The organism is Rhodococcus sp. B7740 (genome assembly GCF_000954115.1).
Classification (GTDB): Bacteria; Actinomycetota; Actinomycetes; order Mycobacteriales; family Mycobacteriaceae; genus Rhodococcoides.
The window spans coordinates 2,250,593-2,273,882 of record NZ_CP010797.1 but is presented as its reverse complement, the minus strand read 5'-3'; the positions used below and the strand labels follow the sequence as shown (position 1 = coordinate 2,273,882).

21 protein-coding genes are annotated in these 23,290 nt (G+C 63.7%); 11 read left to right on the top strand and 10 right to left on the bottom strand.

Annotation, left to right across the window (positions count from 1 at the left end; all coding sequences use genetic code 11):
• Nucleotides 1-436 precede the first annotated feature (436 nt).
• On the bottom strand, nucleotides 437-715 hold the full coding sequence (locus NY08_RS10360) for a hypothetical protein (protein WP_045196226.1): 279 nt from the start codon (nucleotides 713-715) through the stop codon (nucleotides 437-439).
• 161 nt (nucleotides 716-876) lie between these two features.
• On the opposite strand from NY08_RS10360, the gene uvrA reads away from it, so the two are divergent.
• Both uvrA and NY08_RS10345 read left to right on the top strand, forming a co-directional pair.
• Entirely contained in the window at nucleotides 877-3,306 is a 2,430-nt protein-coding gene (uvrA, locus tag NY08_RS10355) for an excinuclease ABC subunit UvrA (RefSeq protein WP_045196224.1), read from the top strand.
• A gap of 645 nt (nucleotides 3,307-3,951) precedes the next feature.
• Nucleotides 3,952-4,803 carry a MerR family transcriptional regulator gene (locus NY08_RS10345; protein ID WP_045196221.1) on the top strand — a complete coding sequence of 284 codons (852 nt, stop codon included), beginning with the start codon at nucleotides 3,952-3,954 and terminating at the stop codon, nucleotides 4,801-4,803.
• Nucleotides 4,804-4,859: 56 nt separating this feature from the next.
• On the opposite strand, the gene NY08_RS10340 is transcribed toward NY08_RS10345, so the two are convergent.
• Both NY08_RS10340 and NY08_RS10335 read right to left on the bottom strand, forming a co-directional pair.
• Nucleotides 4,860-6,032: an epoxide hydrolase family protein gene (locus NY08_RS10340; RefSeq protein WP_045200125.1), complete on the bottom strand. Its 1,173-nt coding sequence runs from the start codon at nucleotides 6,030-6,032 to the stop codon at nucleotides 4,860-4,862.
• Nucleotides 6,033-6,209: 177 nt separating this feature from the next.
• The gene (locus NY08_RS10335) at nucleotides 6,210-7,520 is read right to left on the bottom strand and encodes a DUF1214 domain-containing protein (protein ID WP_052683748.1); all 1,311 of its coding nucleotides are present in this window, start codon (nucleotides 7,518-7,520) and stop codon (nucleotides 6,210-6,212) included.
• Between the two features lie 158 nt (nucleotides 7,521-7,678).
• Here NY08_RS10335 and NY08_RS10330 point away from each other — a divergent pair, with 158 nt between their 5' ends.
• Entirely contained in the window at nucleotides 7,679-8,008 is a 330-nt protein-coding gene (locus NY08_RS10330; RefSeq protein WP_230596704.1) for a YidH family protein, read from the top strand.
• Nucleotides 8,008-8,379: a DUF202 domain-containing protein gene (locus NY08_RS10325; protein ID WP_082073753.1), complete on the top strand. Its 372-nt coding sequence runs from the start codon at nucleotides 8,008-8,010 to the stop codon at nucleotides 8,377-8,379. The genes NY08_RS10330 and NY08_RS10325 overlap by 1 nt, the downstream gene beginning before the upstream one ends.
• A gap of 71 nt (nucleotides 8,380-8,450) precedes the next feature.
• Here the strand turns inward: NY08_RS10325 and NY08_RS10320 are convergent, their stop codons facing one another.
• The gene (locus NY08_RS10320) at nucleotides 8,451-9,497 is read right to left on the bottom strand and encodes an ABC transporter substrate-binding protein (protein ID WP_045196218.1); all 1,047 of its coding nucleotides are present in this window, start codon (nucleotides 9,495-9,497) and stop codon (nucleotides 8,451-8,453) included.
• Between the two features lie 164 nt (nucleotides 9,498-9,661).
• Between NY08_RS10320 and NY08_RS10315 the strand changes: the two genes are divergently transcribed.
• Nucleotides 9,662-11,026, top strand: a complete 1,365-nt coding sequence (locus NY08_RS10315) for a DUF1254 domain-containing protein (protein ID WP_158462522.1) — start codon at nucleotides 9,662-9,664, stop codon at nucleotides 11,024-11,026.
• A gap of 30 nt (nucleotides 11,027-11,056) precedes the next feature.
• Here the strand turns inward: NY08_RS10315 and NY08_RS10310 are convergent, their stop codons facing one another.
• Genes NY08_RS10310 through NY08_RS10285 form a run of 6 tightly spaced genes read right to left on the bottom strand, consistent with a single transcriptional unit; the run spans nucleotide 11,057 to nucleotide 17,393 of the window.
• Entirely contained in the window at nucleotides 11,057-12,076 is a 1,020-nt protein-coding gene (locus tag NY08_RS10310; RefSeq protein ID WP_045196214.1) for an NADP-dependent oxidoreductase, read from the bottom strand.
• 32 nt (nucleotides 12,077-12,108) lie between these two features.
• Nucleotides 12,109-13,128 carry an ABC transporter substrate-binding protein gene (locus tag NY08_RS10305; RefSeq protein WP_045196213.1) on the bottom strand — a complete coding sequence of 340 codons (1,020 nt, stop codon included), beginning with the start codon at nucleotides 13,126-13,128 and terminating at the stop codon, nucleotides 12,109-12,111.
• 40 nt (nucleotides 13,129-13,168) lie between these two features.
• Nucleotides 13,169-15,361: a 3-hydroxyacyl-CoA dehydrogenase NAD-binding domain-containing protein gene (locus tag NY08_RS10300; protein ID WP_045196211.1), complete on the bottom strand. Its 2,193-nt coding sequence runs from the start codon at nucleotides 15,359-15,361 to the stop codon at nucleotides 13,169-13,171.
• 36 nt (nucleotides 15,362-15,397) lie between these two features.
• Nucleotides 15,398-16,609 carry an acetyl-CoA C-acetyltransferase gene (locus NY08_RS10295; RefSeq protein WP_045196209.1) on the bottom strand — a complete coding sequence of 404 codons (1,212 nt, stop codon included), beginning with the start codon at nucleotides 16,607-16,609 and terminating at the stop codon, nucleotides 15,398-15,400.
• 38 nt (nucleotides 16,610-16,647) lie between these two features.
• Nucleotides 16,648-17,025: a hypothetical protein gene (locus NY08_RS10290; protein ID WP_045196207.1), complete on the bottom strand. Its 378-nt coding sequence runs from the start codon at nucleotides 17,023-17,025 to the stop codon at nucleotides 16,648-16,650.
• On the bottom strand, nucleotides 17,022-17,393 hold the full coding sequence (locus NY08_RS10285; RefSeq protein ID WP_032394865.1) for a nuclear transport factor 2 family protein: 372 nt from the start codon (nucleotides 17,391-17,393) through the stop codon (nucleotides 17,022-17,024). The genes NY08_RS10290 and NY08_RS10285 overlap by 4 nt, the downstream gene beginning before the upstream one ends.
• A 91-nt stretch (nucleotides 17,394-17,484) precedes the next feature.
• Between NY08_RS10285 and NY08_RS10280 the strand changes: the two genes are divergently transcribed.
• The 6 genes from NY08_RS10280 to NY08_RS10255 all read left to right on the top strand — a co-directional run bounded on the left by NY08_RS10280 (nucleotide 17,485) and on the right by NY08_RS10255 (nucleotide 23,285).
• Nucleotides 17,485-18,618, top strand: coding sequence for an acyl-CoA dehydrogenase family protein (locus NY08_RS10280; RefSeq protein WP_045196205.1), 1,134 nt, complete (start codon nucleotides 17,485-17,487; stop codon nucleotides 18,616-18,618).
• A gap of 102 nt (nucleotides 18,619-18,720) precedes the next feature.
• Nucleotides 18,721-19,509: an enoyl-CoA hydratase/isomerase family protein gene (locus NY08_RS10275; RefSeq protein ID WP_032394863.1), complete on the top strand. Its 789-nt coding sequence runs from the start codon at nucleotides 18,721-18,723 to the stop codon at nucleotides 19,507-19,509.
• Between the two features lie 48 nt (nucleotides 19,510-19,557).
• The gene (locus NY08_RS10270) at nucleotides 19,558-19,947 is read left to right on the top strand and encodes a Zn-ribbon domain-containing OB-fold protein (protein ID WP_032394862.1); all 390 of its coding nucleotides are present in this window, start codon (nucleotides 19,558-19,560) and stop codon (nucleotides 19,945-19,947) included.
• A complete protein-coding gene (locus tag NY08_RS10265) occupies nucleotides 19,944-21,095 on the top strand; it encodes a thiolase family protein (protein ID WP_045196203.1) in 1,152 nt (383 codons plus the stop codon). The genes NY08_RS10270 and NY08_RS10265 overlap by 4 nt, the downstream gene beginning before the upstream one ends.
• Nucleotides 21,096-21,120: 25 nt before the next feature.
• Nucleotides 21,121-22,329, top strand: coding sequence for an acyl-CoA dehydrogenase family protein (locus NY08_RS10260; RefSeq protein ID WP_235387156.1), 1,209 nt, complete (start codon nucleotides 21,121-21,123; stop codon nucleotides 22,327-22,329).
• Complete coding sequence (locus NY08_RS10255) at nucleotides 22,326-23,285, top strand: phosphotransferase family protein (protein ID WP_045196202.1); 960 nt, start codon at nucleotides 22,326-22,328, stop codon at nucleotides 23,283-23,285. Before NY08_RS10260 ends, NY08_RS10255 begins: the two co-directional genes overlap by 4 nt.
• Nucleotides 23,286-23,290 lie beyond the last annotated feature (5 nt).

Genomic DNA, 23,290 nt, shown 5'->3' with positions numbered 1-23,290 from the left:
GCCGTAGAGGTGCGATGGCTTGTTTCGGTTGCGCGGCATCCTGATAAGCCCAACACGTATTACTTCTGGGTCGATGATATTCGGAGTCGGCCTGTCTTCTTGCCGTTAATCAGCTAAAAAGACCGAAACCGGATTCTCCGCAATCAAACCGGAAGATTGCTCGATCGCGGCGCGAATTTGGGATGGGGCGTCGGCATTGTCTCTTGCAACGCTGTTCCGGGACCGTCGGATCCGAAATTCGTTGCGCGGTTGTGGAGTCCGGCGGCACAGGGCACCGAATTCACATCGATGGTGACGAATGTCGATGCGGTTCGTCGATGAACGCTCCAGTGCCTCGACTCTTCGGTCCGGCGTGATTTGCACGCTGATATGAGGTCGGTGGCCAGGCCTGCAAGCAACGAATCTGTTCGTGGCACTACTCGCCTTCCGTCACCGTTCACACGACGGTGGCAGCGTATGCCACGAACACTACGAACATGGCCGTGCCTCCGAGAGCTGCGCCGATCATTGCCTCGCGGCCGTTGGTCGCCATGCCCTTCTCGTCCCGGCTGACCCCGACCCACCCGCACACGACGGCGGCGACACCTGTTGGGACAGCGACGAAGTCGCCGATGAAAGGTACGAACGCGCAGACCAGGGCCACGATGCCCAGGATCATCGCGGCACTGCCGGCACCGTTGCGAAACAGCGGCCGTGTGCTGTATTCCTCGGCCATGCCGCCTCCCTCTGTGCGGTCTTCGTACTCGTCGCATACGGCGCGACGAGCAGACCTACCGAAAAGATACCCTCGATATACGCTGAGGCACGATGGCACCGATGCGCTGCATCTCGTCGCTTCTGTGCTCTCGGGCCGAGCGAGCCAGCTAGGCTCGTTCGGTGACGGACTCAACGTGGGACGGGTACGTCCGTGCGCGCGGCGCTACCGAGCACAACCTGGCAGCTGTCGATGTCGACATACCCCGCAATGCCTTCGTCGCGTTCACGGGGGTGTCGGGGTCAGGAAAGTCGTCACTGGCCTTCAGCACCCTGTACGCCGAAGCGCAGCGACGCTACTTCGAGTCGGTGGCCCCCTACGCCCGCCGCCTGCTTCAGCAAGTGGGCGCACCTCATGTCGCGTCCATCACCGGCCTTCCCCCGGCCGTTGCGCTGCAGCAACGCCGGGGGTCGCCCAGCTCGCGCTCCAGCGTCGGCACCATCACCACGATGTCGAACCTGCTGCGCATGCTCTACTCCCGGGCCGGTACCTATCCCGACGGTGCGCCCATGCTGCCGGCGGAAGCGTTCTCACCCAACACCGTCGCCGGTGCCTGCCCGCGATGCGGCGGTTTGGGCGAGTTCCATGATGTGACAACGGAATTGCTGGTTCCCGACCCGTCGCTGAGCATTCGGGAGGGCGCGATCGCGGCGTGGCCGGGTGCCTGGCAGGGGGCGAACCTGCGCAGCATCGTCGCCGGCATGGGGATCGACATCGACGTGCCGTGGCGCACGCTGAAGAAGAAGGACCGGGAGTGGCTCCTGTTCACCGACGAGCACCCCAAGGTGTGGATCGAACCGGAGGAGGGACGAGTCGACCACAGTTACGAAGGCAAGTTCTGGAGCGCCCGCAGCCATGTCATGCACGTTCTGACCGACTCGAACAGCGAGCGCATGCGAGAACGCGCTCTGCAATTCACCGAGACCGTTCGCTGCCCGATGTGCTCAGGCAGCGGACTGCGCGCCGACGCGCTTGCCGTCACCATTGCCGGCCGGTCGATCGCCGAGATCAATGCGCTCTCGCTGACAGAACTTGCCGCATTACTGCGCCCCATTGCCGAACAGTCGGGGGAGACCACGGAGGTGGCGGTACGCATCACCGCAGATCTGCTGGCCAGGATCGACGTGTTGCTCGATTTGGGCTTGGGATATCTGGCGCTCGGGCGTAGCTCGACGACTCTGTCGCCCGGCGAGACGCAGCGGTTGCGAATTGCCACTCAGCTCCGTTCGGGTCTGTTCGGGGTGGTGTACGTGTTGGACGAACCGTCCGCCGGACTGCATCCCGCGGATGCCGAGCCGCTGCTCGACGTCCTGGACCAGCTGAAGGCGTCGGGAAACAGCTTGTTCGTGGTCGAACACGACATGGACGTGGTCCGGCGCGCCGATTGGGTGGTCGATATCGGACCCGCGGCCGGTGAGGGCGGCGGACGGGTGCTGTACAGCGGCCCCGTCGCAGGCTTGGAGGAGATCGAGGAGTCGGTCACCAGCAGGCACCTCTTCGGTCGAGCGGAATCCGTGCAGCGGCAGGCGCTCCCCACCCAGGGCTGGCTCACTCTGGCCGGGGTCACCCGGCACAATCTGCGGGAGTTGACAGCGGAGTTCCCTCGCGCGGTCCTGACGGCGGTGACGGGTGTGTCGGGCTCCGGGAAGTCGACACTGGTCAGCCAGGTCCTGTTCGAGGTGGCGCGCCACCGACTCGAGACCGCGACAGACGACGATGACGCACAGATCGAGGTCGACGTGGCCGAGGTCTCCGGAATCGAGTCGTTCACCCGCCTGGTCCGGGTGGATCAACGACCCATCGGCCGAACCCCCCGATCGACTCTGGCCACCTACGTCGGAATGTTCGACGTCGTCCGCAAACTGTTCGCCGCCACCGACGAGGCCAAGGCCCGCGGATGGGCACCCGGACGGTTCTCCTTCAACGTCGCGGACGGACGATGCCCCACGTGCCAGGGCGACGGTTTCGTCGAAGTGGAGCTGCTGTTCCTCCCCGGCACCTATGGCCCCTGCCCCACCTGCCACGGTGACCGGTACAACCCGGAAACTCTCGAAATAACCTGGCGCGACAAGACAATTGCCGAGGTACTGCACATGTCGGTGGACGAGGCAGCGATGTTCTTCGCCGATATCGCGGGAGTGTCCCGCAGTCTGGAGACGTTGCACGACATCGGGCTCGGCTACCTTCGACTCGGTCAACCCGCCACCGAGCTGAGCGGCGGCGAGGCGCAGCGCATCAAGATCGCGACCGAATTGCAGCGCACCCGACGCGGTACTGCCCTCTATCTACTGGACGAACCGACCGCAGGGCTCCATCCCGCCGACGTCGCCCTGCTCATGCGCCAGCTGCACTTGCTTGTCGATGCAGGCAACACCGTGGTGATGGTGGCACACGACCTGGATGCCATAGCCTCCGCCGACTGGGTCATCGATCTCGGTCCCGGCGGCGGCGACAACGGGGGCACTGTCGTTGCTACCGGAACGCCCGCCGAAGTCGCGTCGTCCCCGGACAGCATCACGGGACCGTATCTGGCCCGACGGCTCCGATCCTGAACTGGTGCTCCATATTACTGACCCGAGCGTCATCGTCACAGTCGATTCTGGACCGTACCTGTCCGCGATGGGTCTGATGATGACGTCGTAACAATCACTGAGCCTCCCGTCCCATTCGTGATCCACGTCCCGCAATCCGTCCTCGACGACTTGGCCCGTCGTATTCGCGATGTGCGTCTACCCGAACCCCTCCCACATCGCCGTCGGGCGAGTGGTGGAATCCGACCGCGTCGCGCAGGCGTTCGTCGAGTTGATGAGCATCAGCGGTTCGTTGCCGCATATCGACCGCAACACTTCCCGGGAGATGTTCGACGGGACACCGGCCGCAGACGCTGCTTTCTTCGCAGCAAATCGCAACGGCCGCAATCGCATCGCGCTGGCTCGCCCACATATCGCGGAGAGTTCGAATCGAGGGTAATAGGTCGAGCGCGCGAGTCACGGCCTGCGTGGGCAGGTGACCAGACCGAATGAAATATGCAGCGTTGCTCGAGATTCGACGGCCAGGTTCGTCACCCGGGGGTGCGTTCCTTCGAATGTCTTTCGAACCTAATGCCCGATGAGACGTTGTTTCAGTAGAGGAGTTGCTCATTCCGTAGCGTCATGTGGTCCAGTGGACGTATCCCGCCCACCGAGGAAGGCCAGCCCATGTTCTCGTCATTCACCCCACCGCGCCGAGTCACGATCGGGGGAGCTGCCGCGTTCGTCGGCACCACGCCGCGAGCGATCCGTCATTACCACCAGATCGGTCTGCTCCCGGAGCCCGAGCGGGGTAGTGACGACCGCCGCCGCTACGGCTACGACGAGATTATCCAGCTGCTGTGGATCCGCCGGCTGGCCGACGCCGGCATTGCCCTCGACGACATCCGCGACGCCTTCGCGTCCGGTACCGCCGACAGCGACGTCGCGCGCATTCTGGACCGGCTGGAGGGATCCCTCGTCGCCCGGCAGGCCGAATTCGAGCAGCAGCGGATCGCCGTGCAGCGTATGCGGGCGCAGGGGAGCAGGTTGGGCCTGCTCTCCGACGTCGTGAGCGACCGCCTCGCAGAACTGCCCGAGGGAGCCCTGCGGCAGGACGATCTCGACACCCTTCTCGTGACCGAGCGGATCTTCGGCGCGCTCGGTGCGTCCGTCCAGGCGTCGCGTTTCATCGCCCTGGCCACCCACCCGGACCTGCGGGCGTGTTCCGACCGGGTAGCCGCCGCGGAGGAGGCGCTCGACGACACGGTTGCCGTCGACGACCCTCGCGTTGCGGAGGTGGCGGCCGAACGGCACGCCTTCGAGACCGCCCTCCACGTGGTCATCGAGAGCTCCGGTCTGGCGCAGGCCGACGACGCCCGGTTCGACGCCTGGGACGAGTTGCACCCCGCTACCGCCGACACCGGTACGGCATGCGGGTCGACGAGCCTTGCCGAGACCGTCCGAATGTTGCCCTACGACTTCTCCACTGCACGCCTGCGGTGTATGGAACTGGCCCTGGAACTCGACGAGCCTCGGTAGTGCTTCGGGAAATGGGGTGCTGAGACGCAGAGAAATGCCGGTGCATTGCGATCGCTCTACGTGAGGGCCGCACGATACGGCCGGAAAAAGTCGCGCAGTTCCTGCGCGTACAGATCGGGTTCCACGAACGGCGCGAAGTGCCCACCTCGCGGAAGCTCGGACACATGAACGACGTTCGCGACGCGGTCGAGCCACGAGCGGGGCGGACTGATCAGGTCACCCGCGAAGAGTGAGAACCCTGACGGCACCTCGACCCGACGGGCGTGCTGCTCCAACGGAATGGAACCGTTTGCGTTGTACATTCGCATCGACGACCCGATGGATTCGGTGAGCCAGTAGAGGGTGACATTCGTGAGGATCTCGTCCTTGCTGAAGCTGCGTTCGATGTCCCCGTCGTAGTCGGTCCACCCTCGGAGTTTCTCGACGATCCATGCGGCCAGTCCGGCCGGCGAATCGGTCAACCCGACGGCCGCGGTCTGCGGTTTCGTGCGGTGCATCGCAGCGTAAGCGCCCTCCGCAGTACCCCACGCGGCGGCCTTGTCGAGAAACTCCCGCTCTTGCTGTGAGAGATCTGCGGGGTCGCCGGTGAAGACGGGCAGTCCAGCATCCATTCGGTGGACGGCCACCACGGATTCAGGGTGGTCCAAAGCCAGGTAGCGACTGACGCCGCTGCCGATGTCACCTCCGGCGGCCCCGAAACGGGAATACCCGAGAATGTGCATCAGCTCGGCCCAAAGTCCAGCCACTGCAATCGAATTCAAAGGGGGTCCTGTCGGCGGATCCGAATATCCGTAGCCCGGCATGTCGGGCACGATGATATCGAACGCATCGGTGGGGTCAGCGCCGTGCGCACCCGGATCGGTCAGCAGCGATACAACTTTCGAGTAGCGCCAGAACGAGTCCGGCCACCCATGGCTGAGGACCAGAGGAAGAACCGGACCCACGGGTGACACTGCCCGTGCGTGCAAGAAGTGAATGCCCAGATCACCGACGTCGACCCGGAATCGGGGATGTCTCGACAGGGCCGACTCCTGTGCCGTCCAGTCGAATTCGTCGGCCCAGTACTCGACGAGTTCACGCAGGTAGCCGACGTCGACACCGAGCGACCACCCGGCATCGGCGAGATCGTCCGGCCACCGTGTCGCGCGAAGTCGCGTTCTCAAGTCCTCAAGCGCCGCAGTAGAAGTCGACGAAACAAATGGTTCGGGACGAGGTGCAGGACACGACATGAAACGGAGTCTACGCGTGGATCCACCGACGGACATGATTGCGCCGGTGTCCTCACCGGGATGTCGATGACGATGGGGAAACCAGGTCCGCGGCTGGGTGTCGGTCGGCAACAAGGGCCGCAGAATGACCCGATCCGAAAAGCGCATCGCCAGGGTTGCGTTCGAGGTACGGGTCGATCACATCAGTCGTACCACGGGCGGGGGACACCAGCGGGAATTCTGTGTCGGTCCGTACAGCCTGAGCATCAGCCGGAAGTCGCCGGGTGGACACGGCAGCCAGTTGGTCGCGGTTCCGATCGTCGGGCAGCTGGTTCGGACCATGACGGTGAGGGACCCGTCCTTGTCGTGTTTCAAGTCCTGTGTGCGGTCAGTGATGGCGTACCTGTCGAGTTCGTTCGCGTAAAGAAGTCCCTGCGCGTGGTAGACGGTCATCGACCAGAAATAGTCTGCAGGCGGAAAATGGCCGACCCGAAAGGTGATTGCGTAGTTGTTCGAGCCGTTGAGCTGACGGCCTTCCTCGTCTTGTTCGCACACGGGGTAGGACGCCTCGACTGCCGGGTTGATGTAGATCTGGGAGTAGGCAACGGCGGCTCGTAGAAGCTGATCTGCTCCGAAGTCTGCACCTGCGTCGTTCACAGCCCAGCCGTTGACGAGACGGCCGATCGATTTCACCTGCGCAGCAATGTCTTCGAGACCCGTCCGTAGTCCGTCCGCGATGTCGCGCTCGGCGGTACGACGCTCGACGGTGTTCTCGAGTGCATCGACGAGACGGCGGTGCGTGCGCCTGACCCAGCTTGGTACGTCCGAATCGGCGAGGTTGACCGTGGCGTGATCGAGGGCAGCGAGAAATTCGACGGGCCGCCGCAGTTCGTCGGAACGGTCGACGGTGCTCAGGGCGAGATCGGCACGCGCAGTCGGGGGTGTAGGCGGGCCGGACAGAATGATGTGGCTCTGTAAGCCGTTGACCGTGTTCATGTCTCCGACCCGGGATGGATCGACGAGAATACGGATGGCAATCATCACGAATCTCGACCGACACGCGATCCATCCGTCCACAACCTCGGCCGGCGCGAGTGTCTGCCGGAACAGGGTGATCGGAGGGATGCGAGACCCGTGAGTCCTCTGGCCGACAACCGTATTCGTGGTCGAGTCTGCTTCACCGATCTGCACGCTGTAGTAACGGCTTCCGAAGTCCGGTAGCCGCAGCTCGAAGGTGCCGGAGTCCAGGTCGACGAAGGCCAACGAGTACAGCGTGTCGACATTCGGGGCGACACCCGCGGTCAGCGTGGGATTAGACAATTCTCGTTGGTGTCCCAGGATGTTCAGAGGCGCGCCGGCCGACGCAGGAGGTCGCTCCGCGTGCGGATTCGCTGGATCGGTGAACCGCAGCCGGAGGCGTTGGGCAAAGATCACCGGGAATCCCCAGATCTGGAGTGCACGTGAATCGTCGCGTAGGTCGACACGTTCCGGGTCGGCGTAATTCGTCACAGCACCCCTTAACATGAATTGAATTCACGTTGACTGTATCCTGGAATGCGGTTCGTCGGACGTGATACGCGAAGGTCCGGACACGGCGATGCTGCGATTGCAGTGAAGTTCGAGAGGTCGATGTGACAAACGACAGGCCTGGAAGGTTTCCCCGTTCGGTGTATTCCGTGGGAGCCGAGCCCGATCCGCGCTTCAGTCTCGCGAACGAGAGAACCTACCTGGCGTGGATTCGAACGTCGCTGGCATTGATGGCAGCGGGGGTGGCTCTGCAGGTGTTCGATATCGGTGGCGGGTCCGTACCGAGTGTGGTGGCCTCGGTGATGCTGATCGCGTCGTCGATCGGAGTTCCGTTGCACGCATGGTGGGGCTGGGCGCGCACCGAGAAGAGTATGCGGAAATCCGAGGCCCTTCCTTCTCCTCGTATTGCCCTGCCGTTGGCTTTCGTCCTCGCGGCGGTCGGGGTTCTGGTGCTGTGGTCCGTCCTGTGATGACCTGTCGACGTCGGGGCGAGCCACCAGCTTCACGGCCGGGCGGGGATCTGGGAGACGGAGGACTCCAAGTAGAGAGAACCCAGTTGGCCTGGGTCCGTACGGAATCGGCCGTGGCCGTCTGTGCAGTGATCGGCATTCGGCTGAGCGCGCACACCCGCCAGCCTGCGTTGATAGCGCTGGCTGTCCTCGTCGGATTCGGTTCGGCGGCGTTGCTGGCCTCGGGTTGGATTGCGCGGGTGAGGGCCGGACGTACCGCGGAGGACACCAGGGTGGTGTTTCCCTGGCGTGCCCACGCCATCGCGGTGTTGATTCCGACTCTCGGGATGTTCGCATTGAGCTTCGTCATCTGGTCCGCCTCATCGTCGTGATGGAAAAGCGCAGGCCGTGACGGTTCGGATCCCGTCACGGCCTGCGCTCGGTTCTGCTCGGCTGCAGGACGCTAGCTCACGAACTGCTGTTCCCACTCCGCGGACTGTTGGTCGACATACTGCTTGGTCAATTGTTCGGGGTCGGGAGCGTGGATGTCGTGTGCGTCAGCCGTCGCCCCGGCGATGCCGGGCAGTGCCGTCGCCACTCCGATGGCCTGCGCGGTCTGTCCCTCCGTGCTGACCAGGAAGTCGGCCAGGACCTGCGCTGCATTCGGATGTGGCGCGACCGAGGTGACGTGCCCGTAGAAAGGGGTGCCCCACGATGGGGTCGGTAGAGCCCAATTCACCGGCGCACCGGTCGCTACCTCTTGAACCAATGGTTGCACCATCGGTGCCACAACTACCTCACCGGACGTCAAAGCCTGGGCAATTCCGAGGGCGCTCGGATAGATTCTCGGTTCTTGTGCGGCGAGACGTTCCTGGAAATCGTCGCCGAAATTCTGGCGGTAGAAGCTGTAGAGGTCGACGTAGGAGGCAATGCCCACAGGGCTGACAACGCCCACGCGCCCTTTGTATTCGGGATCGAGAACATCACGAGGATCGGTAAGGCCGTTCGGGGCCGCATCGGTGTTCCAGCCCATTCCGAAGGTGGCAGCGACGTTCAGGAACAGGCGGTTGTTCTTGATGCTGGAGTCCCGGTCGTAATCGGGGTTGTCGAAACTCGGGCCGCGTAATTCTTGGGAGTAACTTCCCGACTCCGAAGCGGAGGCGATCCACGCGGTATCGGTCACGACATGGACGTCGGCAATCCCCTTCTTGGTTTTGTTCTCGACCTCTACGCGTGGGTTGAGATCCGCGTCGGTACCCCGCACGTATTCGAGAGCAATGTTGGGATACTTCGCATTCCACGCGGCTTTCACGCTGTCGAGGATGGTGGTGTTCTGGCTCGAATAGAGCGTCACCGAGCCTTCCTCTTCGGCTGCCGACACTACGTCTTCCCAGTTTCCTTCCACCGATGCAGTGTCCCCGCCCGACGATCCGCATGCGCTGAGCGCAACGGTCGATGTGGCGACGAGCATCGCGATGATGACGTGTTTTGTCCGGACCGGATATCGCATTTGTGCCCTCCTGTTTGAACTGACCTCAGTTCAGCAGCTATGCTGCGTGATGTCAATCACTTTTCAATGGTCGTTCACGGCTTCGACGCGCCGCGAGGCCGCAAACAAGGAACGCGATGGACGTTCGAATCAACGACATTGTCTGCGAGAAGGGACTTTCACCGATGCGAACGTACGACCCGAGTTCGGCCGATCAGATCGCTTCGACCGATGCGGCGGATGTACACCCGTCGGACGCACAGGACAGGCAGCACTGGGCACAATCACTGGCGATGCACGCTGTGGTCTACGGCCTGCCATCGGTGTACCAGTACGCCGGCATGTGTGACGCGTGTGCCCCGGCTGCAGACGGCGAACGTTGGGCGACCAATTCGCTGGTCCACGAACGGATAATTGCCGGTGCGGAGTTCCAGGCCTTCCGGGTCCCCAATGTCGACACGCTGTATTCCAATGCCTGGCTCGACCTATCGGATGGGCCGATCGTCGTCGTTCTTCCCGATTTCGGTAGTCGGTACTACACGCTGAATTTCCTGGACGCCTACAGCAACGCCAGCAATGTCAGTCGGCGTACGCACCCCGAACAGCCGCGCGCGTTGTTCCTGGCGTGTTCGGACTGGACCGGTTCGGTTCCTGAAGGTATCGAGGTGTTCAGAGTCGCCACACCGATCATGTGGCTGTTGATGCGGATACAGGTGTTCGGAGACTCGGACCTGCCGGCCGTGCACAGGCTGCAGGACGCGGTCACGATCGATGCACCGATCGCGTCGGTGCCGGCGTGGCCGGTGGTCGAACCTCGTGCGGTCGAAGTCTCGTCGGCAGCGTTCTTCACGGCCCTCGATGCGTCACTGGCGGTGAACGGAGTGCCGTTCACCGACGTAGCCCACGTGCACCAATTTCGACAGCTCGGTGTGGGTACTGGCACTTTTTCTGTGAACGACCTCGATGAGGCCGCACGGAAAGGCATGGAACAGGGCTTCGAGGCCGCGATGACGATGTTGTTCCGGTCTCGATCACTGCTGGGGCGTCGCACCGAATCCGGTTGGACTCGGGTGCTCGGCAAGGGTGCCCACGGGCATAATTTTTTTGCACGTGCGGTCATGAACTTCGTCGGTCTCGGCGCGAACGTCGTCGAGGAGAACTGCTCGTACAACACCTATGTCGACGAAGATGGACAACGCCTGTCGTGCGAAGCCGGCGAGCAGTACGCGATCGAGTTCGTCACCACCCCACCAGCGCAGGCATTTTGGAGTATCACCTTGTACGACGCAGAAACCGGCTGGTTGTACGACGCGCCCGGGAGGAAGCACTCGGTGGGATCGGCGGTCAACGGAGCCGACGGAGCCACGGGACCGTCGACAATAACCGTGAGCGCATCACCCCCCACGACCGACAGTCCCGACCACGAATGGCTTCCGGCACCCCAGCACCCGTTCTTCTTGGTCCTGAGGATCTATCAACCGACCGAGGATGCCCTGAACGAGCAATGGACGCCGCCGCGCGTCGTGCGGTCGAACGCAGGACCGCTCTGAACCGATGCGTCAGCGGTACGTAACCGGGGTTTACAACCTGCACAGCGTCTTTCCGCTCGTTCGTCCGTTGAGTAGGTCGACCAGTGCGGCTGAAGACTGCTCGAGGCCGTCGTAGACGGACTCCTCGTAAATCATGGTTCCGTCGACGAGTCGACTTCCGACGGCGGATCGCATCGTGTCGTAGAGATGGCCGAACGAGCCGGCTCGAAATCCTCGTACCGACAGGCTCTTGGCCGTGATCTGAAACAGGTTCGACGGCAGCGTGTTCGATGTTTCGTAGGTGGAAATTGCTCCGCACATCGCCACTCGTCCTTCGGGTCGAAGTGCGTCGAGGGCGGCGGTGAAGTGAGAGCCGCCGACGTTGTCGAAGTATGCGTCGATCCCGTCCGGGGCTGCCAGTGCGAGCAGGGTGCTGACGTCGCCGTCGTGGTAGTCGAACGATCGGGATGCTCCGAGGGCATCGACAAGGTGATCGGCCTTGCGCCGGCTGCCTGCGGACGCGATCACCGTGCATCCGTGGTGGGCTGCGAGTTGGGCAGCGATACTGCCGACTGCTCCTGCGGCAGCCGAGATCCAGACGGTATCGGACGGTCGAATGTCCATGACCTCGAAGAGACCGACGTAGGCCGTGAGGCCGGAACTTCCCAGCGGACCGAGAAACCACCGCTGTGGCCAGTCGTGGGCGTCGATTCTGGTGAGGGTGCCCGCGCCGCCCAATCCGCCGGCCGCGGCGGAGACCACGGCGAAGTCGCGGTAGCCGTACATGTGCGACACCAGATCTCCTGGCCGAAAGTTCTCGTGCCGTGACTCGACCACGATGCCGAGAGCCAACCCCACCAACGCATCTCCGATCCGGAGCGGTGGTAGGTACCCGGACGGTGCCGCTTCACCGAGGCGTAGTCGAATCGACGGGTCGATCGAGAGCCACGTATTTCGTACCAGCACGTCGCCATCGAGCAGTGAAGCGAGCGGGATGTCCGCCAGCTCGAGATGTTCGGTCGTGAGTTTTCCGCTCGGATATGAGGTGAGGCAGACGGTTCGGCTGTTCATGGTCGCGCTGGGCTTCCTTCGAGTGCGAGATTTCAGTTGAACATGCTTTCCCACTCCTGCTGGAACTGCGAGACCTTCTCGGGCGTCAGCGAATCCGAATCGGGCAGCGAAATGCCCTGAGCCGACCCCACGGAGTTCTCGACATCGGGCAGCGCGCTGCCGTACCCCTTCGACAGGGCGCGTTGCCCCTCGGCCGACACCATGAAGTCGGCCAGCACCTGCGCGGCGTTGGGATGCGGAGCCGACGACAGCACGTGAGAGTAGTACGGCGCACCCCACGCCGGATCGGGAAGTGTCCAGTCGACCGGTGCGCCTGCGTCCTTCTCCCTGACCAGTGGGGGAACCATCGGCGACGCGGCAATCTCGCCCGAGCTCAATGCCTGCGCTACGGCCAATGTGCCCGGGTACACCCGCGGTTGCTGAGCGGCGAGCTTGTCCAGAAAGCCGCCACCGGTCCAGTTCTCGTCGAAGAACCGATACTCGTCGACGACGGCGGCGAACCCCGCAGGATTCACGACGCCCAGCCTGCCTTTCAACGTCGGATCCAACAGATCCTGCGGGGAGGACAGCCCGGCAGGAACGGCATCGGTGTTCCACCCGAGTGCGAATATCGCTGCGCTCGTGAGGAAGAACGTGTCGTTCAGCATGCTCGTCGACCGAGCGTACGCCGGGTCGTCGAAGGCCGGCCCGACCACCGGCGTCGAAAAGGTACCCGATTCGGACGCATTCGTGATCCATGCGGCATCGGTCGACATGTGCACGTCGGCTGTCCCACGGCCGGTCCGGGCTTCGGTCTCCACGCGCGGGTTGAGCTCGACGTCACTGCCCCGCGTGAACTCGAGATCGATGTCGGGATACTGCGACTCGAAGGCGGTCTCGAGTAGCGCGAGGTTCTCGGGATGCTGACTGGAGTACAGGTATACGGTCCCTTCGCCTTCGGCCGCGGCCACGACGTCGTCCCACGTGCCCTGTACCGGTGCGGATCCGGCTTCCTGCGACGATTGCCCGCACGCCGCAGCAACGACGGTCACCGCTGCGATCCCGACTGACATCACCGATCGACGTAGTGCATTCACAGCATTCTCTTTTCGTTCAGGACACGAGTGTATGGACGCGCTCTCCGCGTAGTGCTTTGTTCACCAACGACTGCGGCGGCTCGAAGTGAGCCCCGTACTTCGATGCCAACTCGCGTGCTCGGTCGACGAAGCCGGACAGCCCGCCGTCGTATTGGTCGATGTACTGGATCACGCCCCCGGTCCACGGCGGGAAGCCGATGCCCAGCAAGGATCCGATGTTCGCGTCGGCCACGCTCGTCAGCACACCTTCGTCGAGGCACTTGACCGCCTCGATCGCCTCGGCGAACAGCATCCGTTCCTGCATGTCCACGAAAGGAATTCGAGTCGAGCCCGAGTCGAAAGACGTGCGCACACCCGGCCAGATCCCGGCTCTCGCACCCGATTCGTCGTAGCTGTAGAAACCGCCGCCGCCGGCGCGACCGGGGCGGTGGAGTTCATCGACCATCCTGTCCATCACCGCATCCGAGCCGTGTCGGCGAGGCGGGCTGCCTTCGCTCGCCAGCGCGCGTTCGTTCTCCTTGCGGATCTTCTGCGACAGCGACAAGGTCACCTGGTCCATCAATTGCAGCGGTGGGACGGGGTAGCCGGCCTGCGCGCCTGCCTGTTCGACGAACACCGGGTTGACGCCTTCACCGACCGCGGCCATTGCTTCGTCGAGGAACGCGCCGATCACTCGCGAGGTGAAGAAGCCCCGACTGTCGTTGACGACGATGGGGGTCTTACCGATCTGGAACACGAAGTCGACGACCTTCGCCACAGTCGAGTCGGATGTCGCTCGACCACGGATGATTTCGACCAGGGGCATCTTGTCGGCGGGGGAGAAGAAGTGGATTCCGATGAAATTCTCGGGTCGGCTCACGCCGTCGGCCAGGATCGAAATGGGAAGCTGGGAGGTATTGGAGCCGAGGACGACTTCGGCGGGAACGACACCGCCGAGTTCCGCGAATACCCGATTCTTGACGTCCACCGACTCGAATGCTGCTTCGATCACGAGATCGACGGCGGCGCAATCGGTCGCGTCCGCGGTCGGACGGATCCGGTCGAGCAGTGCCGCCGACCTCTCGGCCGTCGTCGAGCCCCGCTCCAGGGCCTTAGCTTCCAGCTTCTCGGCGTACTGTTTTCCACGATCGGCTGCGTCCCGGTCGAGGTCCTTCAGTACGACCTCGATACCGGCCTTCGCGCACACGTATGCAATTGCGCCACCCATCATTCCGGCCCCGATGACCGCGACGGTACGGGCGGTGAACGTGTCGTGGCCGGCCGGGCGGGACGTGCCGCGCCGGATGGTCTGCATGTCGAAGAAGAACGCGCGGATCATGTTCTGCGCCACTCGGTCGGTCATCAGAGAGACGAAGTAGCGGGTTTCGATGCGATCCGCGGTGTCCACGTCGACCGACGCGCACTCCGCCGCAGCGGCGAGGATCGCCCTCGGTGCGGGGGAGGGTGCACCCTTGAGCTGCCTGCGCAGCAGAGCCGTCGCGGCCAGAAGATTCTGCGCAACGGCAGGATCGGTCGGTCCGCCGCCGGGAATCTCGAAACCCTTGACGTCCCATGGCTGCACAGCCGACGGGTTCTCGGCGATCCACGCCTTCGCGGCCGGAATCAGCTCGGCGACACCGGTGACTGTCGCGTCGATCAGCCCGAGCGTCATCGCGTCGGCCACCGAGTGTTGCTGGCCTTTCGTCAACACCTTCGACAGGGCGGCGTCGAGTCCCATCAGTCGGACCGTTCTGACGATCCCGCCACCCCCGGGTAGCAATCCGAGCGTTGCTTCGGGCAGACCGATTCGGTTGCCCGGCACGTCTGCTGCGATGCGGTGATGGGTGTGCAACGCAATCTCGAATCCGCCGCCGAGGGCCGCGCCGTTGAGCGCGGCCACCACAGGGCGGCCGAGGGTTTCGAGCCGTCGAAGAACTTTCTTGATTCCGTCGATTCGCTCGGTCAAGGCGCGCGCAACGTCCCGCTCGTCGACAGCGCCCGGGTCCTTCGTCATGTCGTCGAGATCGCCTCCTGCGAAGAACGACTTCTTGGCCGAGGTGATCACGACACCGGTGATGTCATCCTTCTCGGCTTCGAGCCGCTCGACTGCGGCGGCCATCGACGCGATGTACGTATCGTTCATCGTGTTCGCGCTCTTGCCTGCGTCGTCCATCGTGAGTACGACGATGCCGTCGGCACCGCGTTCCCACCCGATCATGTTCTCGCTCATGTTCTCTCGTATTTCTCTGTGTCGACGATGGGCGGTTCAGAGGCGTTCGATGACGGTGGCGACGCCCATTCCGCCGCCGATGCAGAGGGTGATCAGGCCGTAGCGGCCACCGGTTCGTTCCAGCTCGTCCAGTACGGTGCCCACCAACATCGCTCCGGTGGCCCCTAGTGGATGGCCCATCGCGATTGCTCCGCCGTTGACGTTGGTCTTCTCGTGCGGGATGTCGAGGTCCTTCATCCACTTGAGCACGACGGAGGCGAAGGCCTCGTTCAGCTCGAACACGTCGATGTCGTCCACGGTGAGGCCGGCTCGTTTCAACACCGCAACGGTGGCCGGAGTCGGACCGGTGAGCATGATCGTCGGTTCGCTACCGACCTGAGCCGTGGCCACGATGCGGCCGCGCGGAACCAGGCCCGCTCGTGCTCCGGCCGCGGCATTGCCGATGAGAACCAGGGCGGCACCGTCGACGATCCCCGACGAATTACCGCCGGTGTGAACATGATCGATGCGTTCGACGTCGACGTACTTCTGCAGCGCTACGTCGTCGAAACCCGCGGCCTTGCCCAGCGCGGCGAAGGCCGGCTTCAACGTGCCCAGGCTGTCCGTGGTGGTTCCCGGGCGCCGGTGCTCGTCGTGGTCGAGCAGGGTGACGCCGTTGAAGTCCTCGACCGGAACGACGGACTTCTTGAAATAACCTGCACTCCAGGCTGCCTCGGCGCGTCGCTGAGACTCCGCCGCGTAGGTGTCGACATCGTGACGGGAGAAACCCTCGACCGTCGCGATCAGGTCGGCACCGATGCCCTGTGGAACGATGTAGAGGTCGTAAGCGGTGGCCGGGTCGGTGAACAAGGCACCACCATCGCTGCCCATCGGCACCCGGGACATGGACTCCACGCCGCCTGCGATCACCAGATCGTCCCAACCGGACGCGATCTTCTGTGCAGCCAGGTTGGTCGCTTCGAGCCCGGACGCGCAGAAACGATTGATCTGAGTGCCGGGGACCGATTCCGGGAGACCAGCCACCAAAGCGGCTGCGCGGGAGATGACCGCGCCTTGTTCTCCGACCGGTGAGACGACGCCGAGGATGACGTCGTTTATGTCGGACGGATCCATATCGGGGAATCGAGCCCGCAGTTCGGTGATCAACCCCGCAACGAGGTCCACCGGCTTGGTGCCGTGCAGCGATCCGTTGCGCCCCTTGCCTCTCGGGGTGCGAATGGCCTCGAAAATCAATGCATGCTCTGACATCTCGCTCTTTTCTGTCTGTTTCGCGAGCCGTTCGGCTCTCAGTCGAACGCCAGTTCCGGCGTGCGGGCGATGAGCAACCGTCGGACGCGCCCGCTCGTGTCGAGTTGGGCCGAGGCGTTGAACGACGCCTCGAAGGCTCCGTCGCGGGTGGTCCGTCCTAACACCATCTCGGTACCCTCCACCGAGGCACCTCGGTCCAGATGATGAACCAGGGTGCTCTTCTCGCGTTGCTGCAGGTATGCGACGAGACCGTCGCGGTCGCCCACGAACTCGGCTGCCTCGCCGTGTCCCTTGGAAAACTGCACGGACATACGGAAGTCCGTCGAGATCATGGTCAGGACCCGATCCGGGTCGTCCGAATCCATGTACTCGAACCAGCGCTGCAGAGTCGGCGTCGGTTGCATGTCCGAGTTCATCGGCGATCTCCTTCATCGGTATCGAGGAGGGCGAATTCGGCATCGAACGAGACCTGGTACCGGTCGATGAGGCCGTCCGAGCGAACGTGCATGACCCCGACGAAATAGCCCGTGGTCCGATCTCCTTCGGTCACCGCTCCGTGTACGAATTGCAGGTCGTGGTCGACGGACGATCGGAGGACTCGGTGTTTGCGGCCGACGGGAGGCCGACCCACCAGGTATTCGAGCATGGCGGCCCGTCCGGTCTTTCGATTTGCCCCGCCCGGCAGGATCATCGAGAAGGCGACGTCCTCGGCAAGCATCGCGACCGCCTCGTCCAGGTGCCCGGCGTCCAGGGCGGCGTAATACTCCACAATCTCCAGTGACATGAATTGAACTTAGTTCAGGCAAACCCTGTTTGTCGAGGGTTCGAGCGGTTATGGTTCGAGAAAGAACTGAATTCAACTCGAGTGGAGCGACATGACCTCATCTCACCGCGACGCACAAGCCCCCTGGCCTCGGTCGGAGCCGTCGGCGTTGACGCCCGGCAGCGAACAAGCCGAAATACGCGAGGCCATCCGCGGAGTCCTCGCCAAGTACTCCGCGATCGAACAGGTGCGCGCCGCTGCGGACTCTGCCCCCGGCTACTCGGTCGACCTGTGGAAACGCCTGGTCACCGACATGTCGGTGACCACCCTTGCTGTTCCGGAGGAGGCCGGGGGGCTCGGGTACGGAATGGTCGAGCTGGGCATCATTTTGGAGGAATGCGGTCGCGCTCTGGCTGTCGAACCTGTCTATCAGCATGCAGCCGTAGGGGTTCGCGCCATGATGGAGGCGGGCAACTCGAACCTGCTCGACGAAATCCTCGACGGCAGAACGGTCGTGGCGGTGAGCGCACTGACCGTCGAGTCCGACGACCTCGAGGCGCTGCGAACCGGCGACGGTTGGGCCGTGAGCGGACAGGCGCGCTTCGTCGTCGGAGGTGGCGGTGCCGACCTCGTCGTCGTCAGCGCCCGCGCTCCCGAAGGGACAGCTCTCTTCGCGGTGCCGACGAAAAGTGCATCTGCTGTGCGTGATCGACGTGTCGTCGACTCCACCAGGCGTCAGGCAGACCTCTCGTTCGATGGTGCCGCGGCGACGCTCGTGGTGCCGGCTGAAAAAGCCGACGACGCGATCGCACGGATACAGGATGTGGCGACTCTTGCGCTCGCGTGTGAGAACACCGGTATCGCAGACGCCCTGCTGCAGATGACGCTCGATCACGTCAAGACGCGTCATCAGTTCGGCCGCCCGATCGGCTCGTTCCAGGCAATCAAACACCGCCTCGCCGACCTGTTGATCGAACTCGAGCGTGCCCGATCGGCCGCCCGGTATGCCGCAGCGGTGCACGACGAGGATCCCGATGACGCTCGTCTGGCGATTGCCGTCGCGGGAGCTGTGTGTGGCGACGCTGCGGTACACGTGGCCCACGAGGCCGTGCAATTGCACGGGGGAGTGGGCTTCACGTGGGAGCACGCTGCACACAGTTACTTTCGCCGAGTTCTCGGAAACGAAGCGCTGCAGGGGGATTCGCGTGCGCACCGGGAACGGATCGCCGATTTTCTGGCTGTGTAGACCGATTGCTGCCGTCGCGGCGGGTCGGCTATTGACGCCATCGCCTCGATGATCAATACTGAAGTGAATCCAGTTCAATTTGCACTCTCGAAAGGCTGTCACATGATCGACACCGACCACATTCTGTTGGAGAAGGACGGCGACGTCGCTCGCGTCTGGCTCAACCGCCCGCACAAGAAGAACGCTGTCACGGTGGAGCTGTTGCATCGTCTGGACGAGATCATTGTCGAGGTGGACAACGACCCCAATCTGAAGGTTCTCGTCCTGCGCGGTGTGCAGAACCAGTTCTGCTCCGGCTTCGACCTCGACGAGTTGCTGTCGGACTTCGTCGGCACCACCAACGCCATGGATGTCGCTGTGCTGTCGGCAAAGGTGTGCGATCGCCTGTACTCCATGAACACCCCCTCCGTTGCGGTGCTCGAGGGCTACGTCACCGCAGGCGGGTTCGAGTTGATGATCTCGTGCGACTTCGCCGTCGCTGCGGAGTCCGCCAAGATCGGCGACTTCCACATTCGCCGCGCACTCTTCGGCGGCGCGGGCCCCATCTACCGCCTCCCGCGCATGATCGGCATCCGCAAGACGAAGGAACTGATGCTCACCGGCAAGCTCCTCAGTGGCCAGGAAGCCGTCGACTTCGACCTGATCAATGCCTGCGCACCGGAAGCCGAGCTCGACCAGCTGGTCGCAGACTTCGTGGCACCGCTCGTCGACAAGAGCCCATTCATGATGAAGTTGACCAAGATGTGCATCGACCGCGGTCTGGATGCGGACATCCAGTCGCTCATGGTCATGGAGCATCTCGCAGTCGGCAATGCGCTCCAGTCCGAGGACGGCAAGGAGGGCGTCACCGCATTCCTCGAGAAGCGCGAACCCAAGTGGGTCGGGCGCTGATCCGCACCACGTCCGCGTTCTGACCGAACAGCCCGAAAGGCAGCATCAATGGAGCAGGCAACGGCCGTCGCACTCGAGGGCAGCAGGTGCACTGTGTGCAGTACCGTGGCTTTCCCCGCGAGTGCGATGTGCAGCAGGTGCGCCACGCCCACTGCGGAGAACATCACGTTGAGTACGCGAGGCACACTGTGGGCCTTCACGATTCAGCGATTTGCGCCCAAGTCTCCTCCCTACGTGCCACCGGTCGGCGGGTTCGTTCCCTTCGCAGTCGGCTACGTGGAACTGCCCGAGGGCATCAAGATCGAAGCGATCATCGACTGTGAGAGCTTCGACGAACTGGATGGGGCACCGGTGCGTCTGACGTCCACCGCGCCGGTGCCCCGATTCGCTGTCGACGCACTCGGCACGCAACCGGAATCGACAGGAATGACGCAGTGACACAGAAAGTTTCGATCATCGGTGCCGGTCTGTCCAAATTCGGACGTCAGCCAGGAGTGTCCGGTCGTCAGATGGCTGTGACGGCGATCGGCAACGCGTTACACGATGCAGGTCTGACCTGGCCGGACGTCCAGGTCGCGTTCGGTGGCAGTGACGGCTCGGGTCTCGCAGATACTCTCGTTGCCGAACTGGGCTTCACCGGAATCCCGTTCACCAATGTCAAGAACGGTTGCGCAACAGGCGGAAGCGCATTGTTCTCGGCCGTCAACGCCGTGCGCTCGGGCTCTGCGGACGTTGCGCTCGCAGTCGGTTTCGACAAACACCCGCGTGGTGCGTTCGACCCACGACCGGCGGAGTGGGGACTACCCGACGGCTACGGCGAGGCCGGTCTGATGGTCACCACCCAGTTCTTCGGTGCCAAGATCTCCCGCTACATGCGTCAGCACGACATCTCGAGTCGGACGCTGGCCCTGGTCGCCGAAAAGGCCTACCGCAACGGCGTTCTCAACCCCAACGCCTGGCGTCGCGAGGCCATGGATGCCACGACGATCGCCGAAGCCGACATGGTCAACGATCCACTCACGCGGTACATGTTCTGCTCACCGGGTGAGGGAGCAGCCGCGATCGTCGTGGCAGGCGAGGACTACGTCGCGCGAGCCGCCGGTCGGCCGATCGAGATCGCCGCTATCACCCACCGGACCCGCCGGTTCGGGTCCTTCGAGGTCTTCAGCCCCTCCGTTCAGGGCGACGGCGAACCCACCAGTGTGAGTGCTGACGCAGCACGTGCGGCCTTCGAGCAGGCCGGCATCGGTCCGGGCGACGTCGACGTCGCGCAGCTGCAGGACACCGAGAGCGGTGCCGAGATCATGCACATGGCCGAATGCGGGTTCTGTGAGCCCGGCGAGCAGGAAGCCCTGGTCGCGGCTGGGGAAACCGACATCGGTGGGCGCCTGCCGATCAACACCGACGGTGGCTGCATCGCGAACGGTGAACCCATCGGAGCCTCCGGTCTTCGCCAGGTGCACGAGATCGTGACTCAGCTCCGTGGCGAAGCCGGCGAGCGTCAAGTGCCGGGCGTTCCGCGTGTCGGCTTCACCCATGTGTACGGCGCGCCGGGCATCAGTGCCTGCACCGTGCTGACGGTCTGATCCAAGACGAACCAGAGGTAATGCAGTGACACAACGAACGATTCCGGACATCCTCGAATTCGCCGAGCAGGCAACAGCGTGGCTGGAATCCGTTGCCGCGCCGCGCACCGACTCCGCGTGGGGAGACGGGCCGGACACGGTCGCGGTCTTCGAGAATTGGACCGCAGAGCAAGAGCAGGCGCACACGGACGAGATTGCCGCGTACGAGCAGGCGAAATTCGACGCGGGGTGGGGCGCGTTGAACTCACCGGTCGAGTACGGTGGCCGCGATCTGCCACTGTCGTACGTACTTGCCTTCCGTCGCGTCGAGGACATGTACGACGTGCCCAGTAGGACCGAGATGTTCTCTGTCACGCAACAGTTGGTCGCACCCACCGTCGCGCAGTGGGGAACCGAGGAGCAACGGGACAGGTTCGTTCGTGCCATGCTTCGGGCCGACGTCATCGCATGTCAGTTGTTCTCCGAGACCGAGGCCGGGTCGGACCTGGCTGCGGTTCGGACACGAGCAACTCAGGCAGTGGACGGCTCGTGGACGATCGACGGGCACAAGGTGTGGACGTCGGGTGCGCGGGTAGCCGACTACGGAGTGGCCTTGTGCCGAACCGATTCCACCGTCGCCAAGCACGCCGGTCTCACCATGTTCCTGATCCCGATGGACGCCTCGGGGGTCGACGTACGTCCCATTCGGCAGATGACCGGGGGCAGCTCCTTCAACGAGGTGTACCTCGACGGGGTGCACCTGAGCGACGACCTTCGGCTCGGCCCGGTCGGGAAGGGCTGGCAGGTTGCCCTGACAGTGCTTGCGGCCGAACGCCTGGACGGCGGTAACCTCGGTCTGGCGAACGCGGATCGTGCTGTGGCCCTTGCTCAGAACCTCGGCCGCGAGCTGACCGAAATCGAGCGTGACGCCGTGGCCGATCTGGTGACCCGTAGTTTCGTGCAGCGAATCGGCAACATGAGAGTGGCCGGTGCTGTGATCGCCGGAAACGATCCGGGTCCGGAAGCGTCACTGGGAAAGCTTCTGGCCACCGACACCATGGCGAGGACCTCCGAGGTCGCACGTCTGCTGCTCGGTCGCGAACTGACGTCCGACTCGGGAAGGTGGGGCACGTTCGCGTGGTCCGAGCATCTACTCGGGGCCCCGGGCTATCGCATCGCAGGCGGTACCGACGAGATTCAGCACAACATCATCGCCGAGCGTGTGCTCGGTCTGCCGAGAGAGCCGCGACCATGACCGAATCCTCCCTGCGCACACGGGTGACCGCCGCGCTCGGCGCCGAGCTCGGCGTCACCGTCAGCACGTTCGAGCCGCTCCTCGGTGGACACTCGGGACTGACGTATCGAGTGGGGACGTCCGACGGTGACTTCGTCGTCAAAGCAGTCCCGGAAGGGCAGCGCTCGGTCGGGCGGCACGACATGCTCCGGCAGGCCTCGATTCTGCGTGCCCTGGCCGACACCGAGGTGCCGGTACCGGCGATCGTTGCGGTCGACCAGCAGGAACCGGCGTGGTTCGCCATGGAGCTCGTCGTCGGTGAGTCGCTCGAACCGGTACTCGACGACCCCGAGGTGGAACCGAGTATCGCGGCCGCGCGAATGCGTCGAGCCGCGGAGGTGCTGCCGGCGTTGCATGCCGTGCCGCTCGCGGACATCCCCGATGCGGGCGACATCCTCTCGCCGGCAGACGAATTGGATCGGTGGTCCAAAACGCTTGCTGCGGTTCCGGTAGAACTCGTCGAGGGTGCCGACGAGTTGGTTCGACTGCTCCGCCGAGACATTCCGGCGGCGATCACACCCACGCTGGTCCACGGGGACTACCGGTTGGGAAACATCATTTCCGACGGTCTCGAGCCGGCAGCTCTGATCGACTGGGAGATCTGGAGCGCAGGTGATCCACGCGTCGAATTGGGATGGTTTCTCGTATTCGCGGACGGATCGAACTTTCCCGGTGTCGGCCGCGACGTGCCCGGTCTGCCCAGTACCGACGAACTGATCTCCTGCTACACCGGGAGCGGCCCGGCGCTCCCGGACATGACGTGGTTCGACGCCCTGGGACGGTTGAAGATGGCAGCGATCATGGGCCACAACCTGCGTCGGCATCGCGAGGGTCGCCACATCGACCCGGATCAGGAAAAGCTGCCCGCAACCATCCGCAGGTTGATCGACACCGGCACGGCACTGCTCGCGCGCTGACGCCC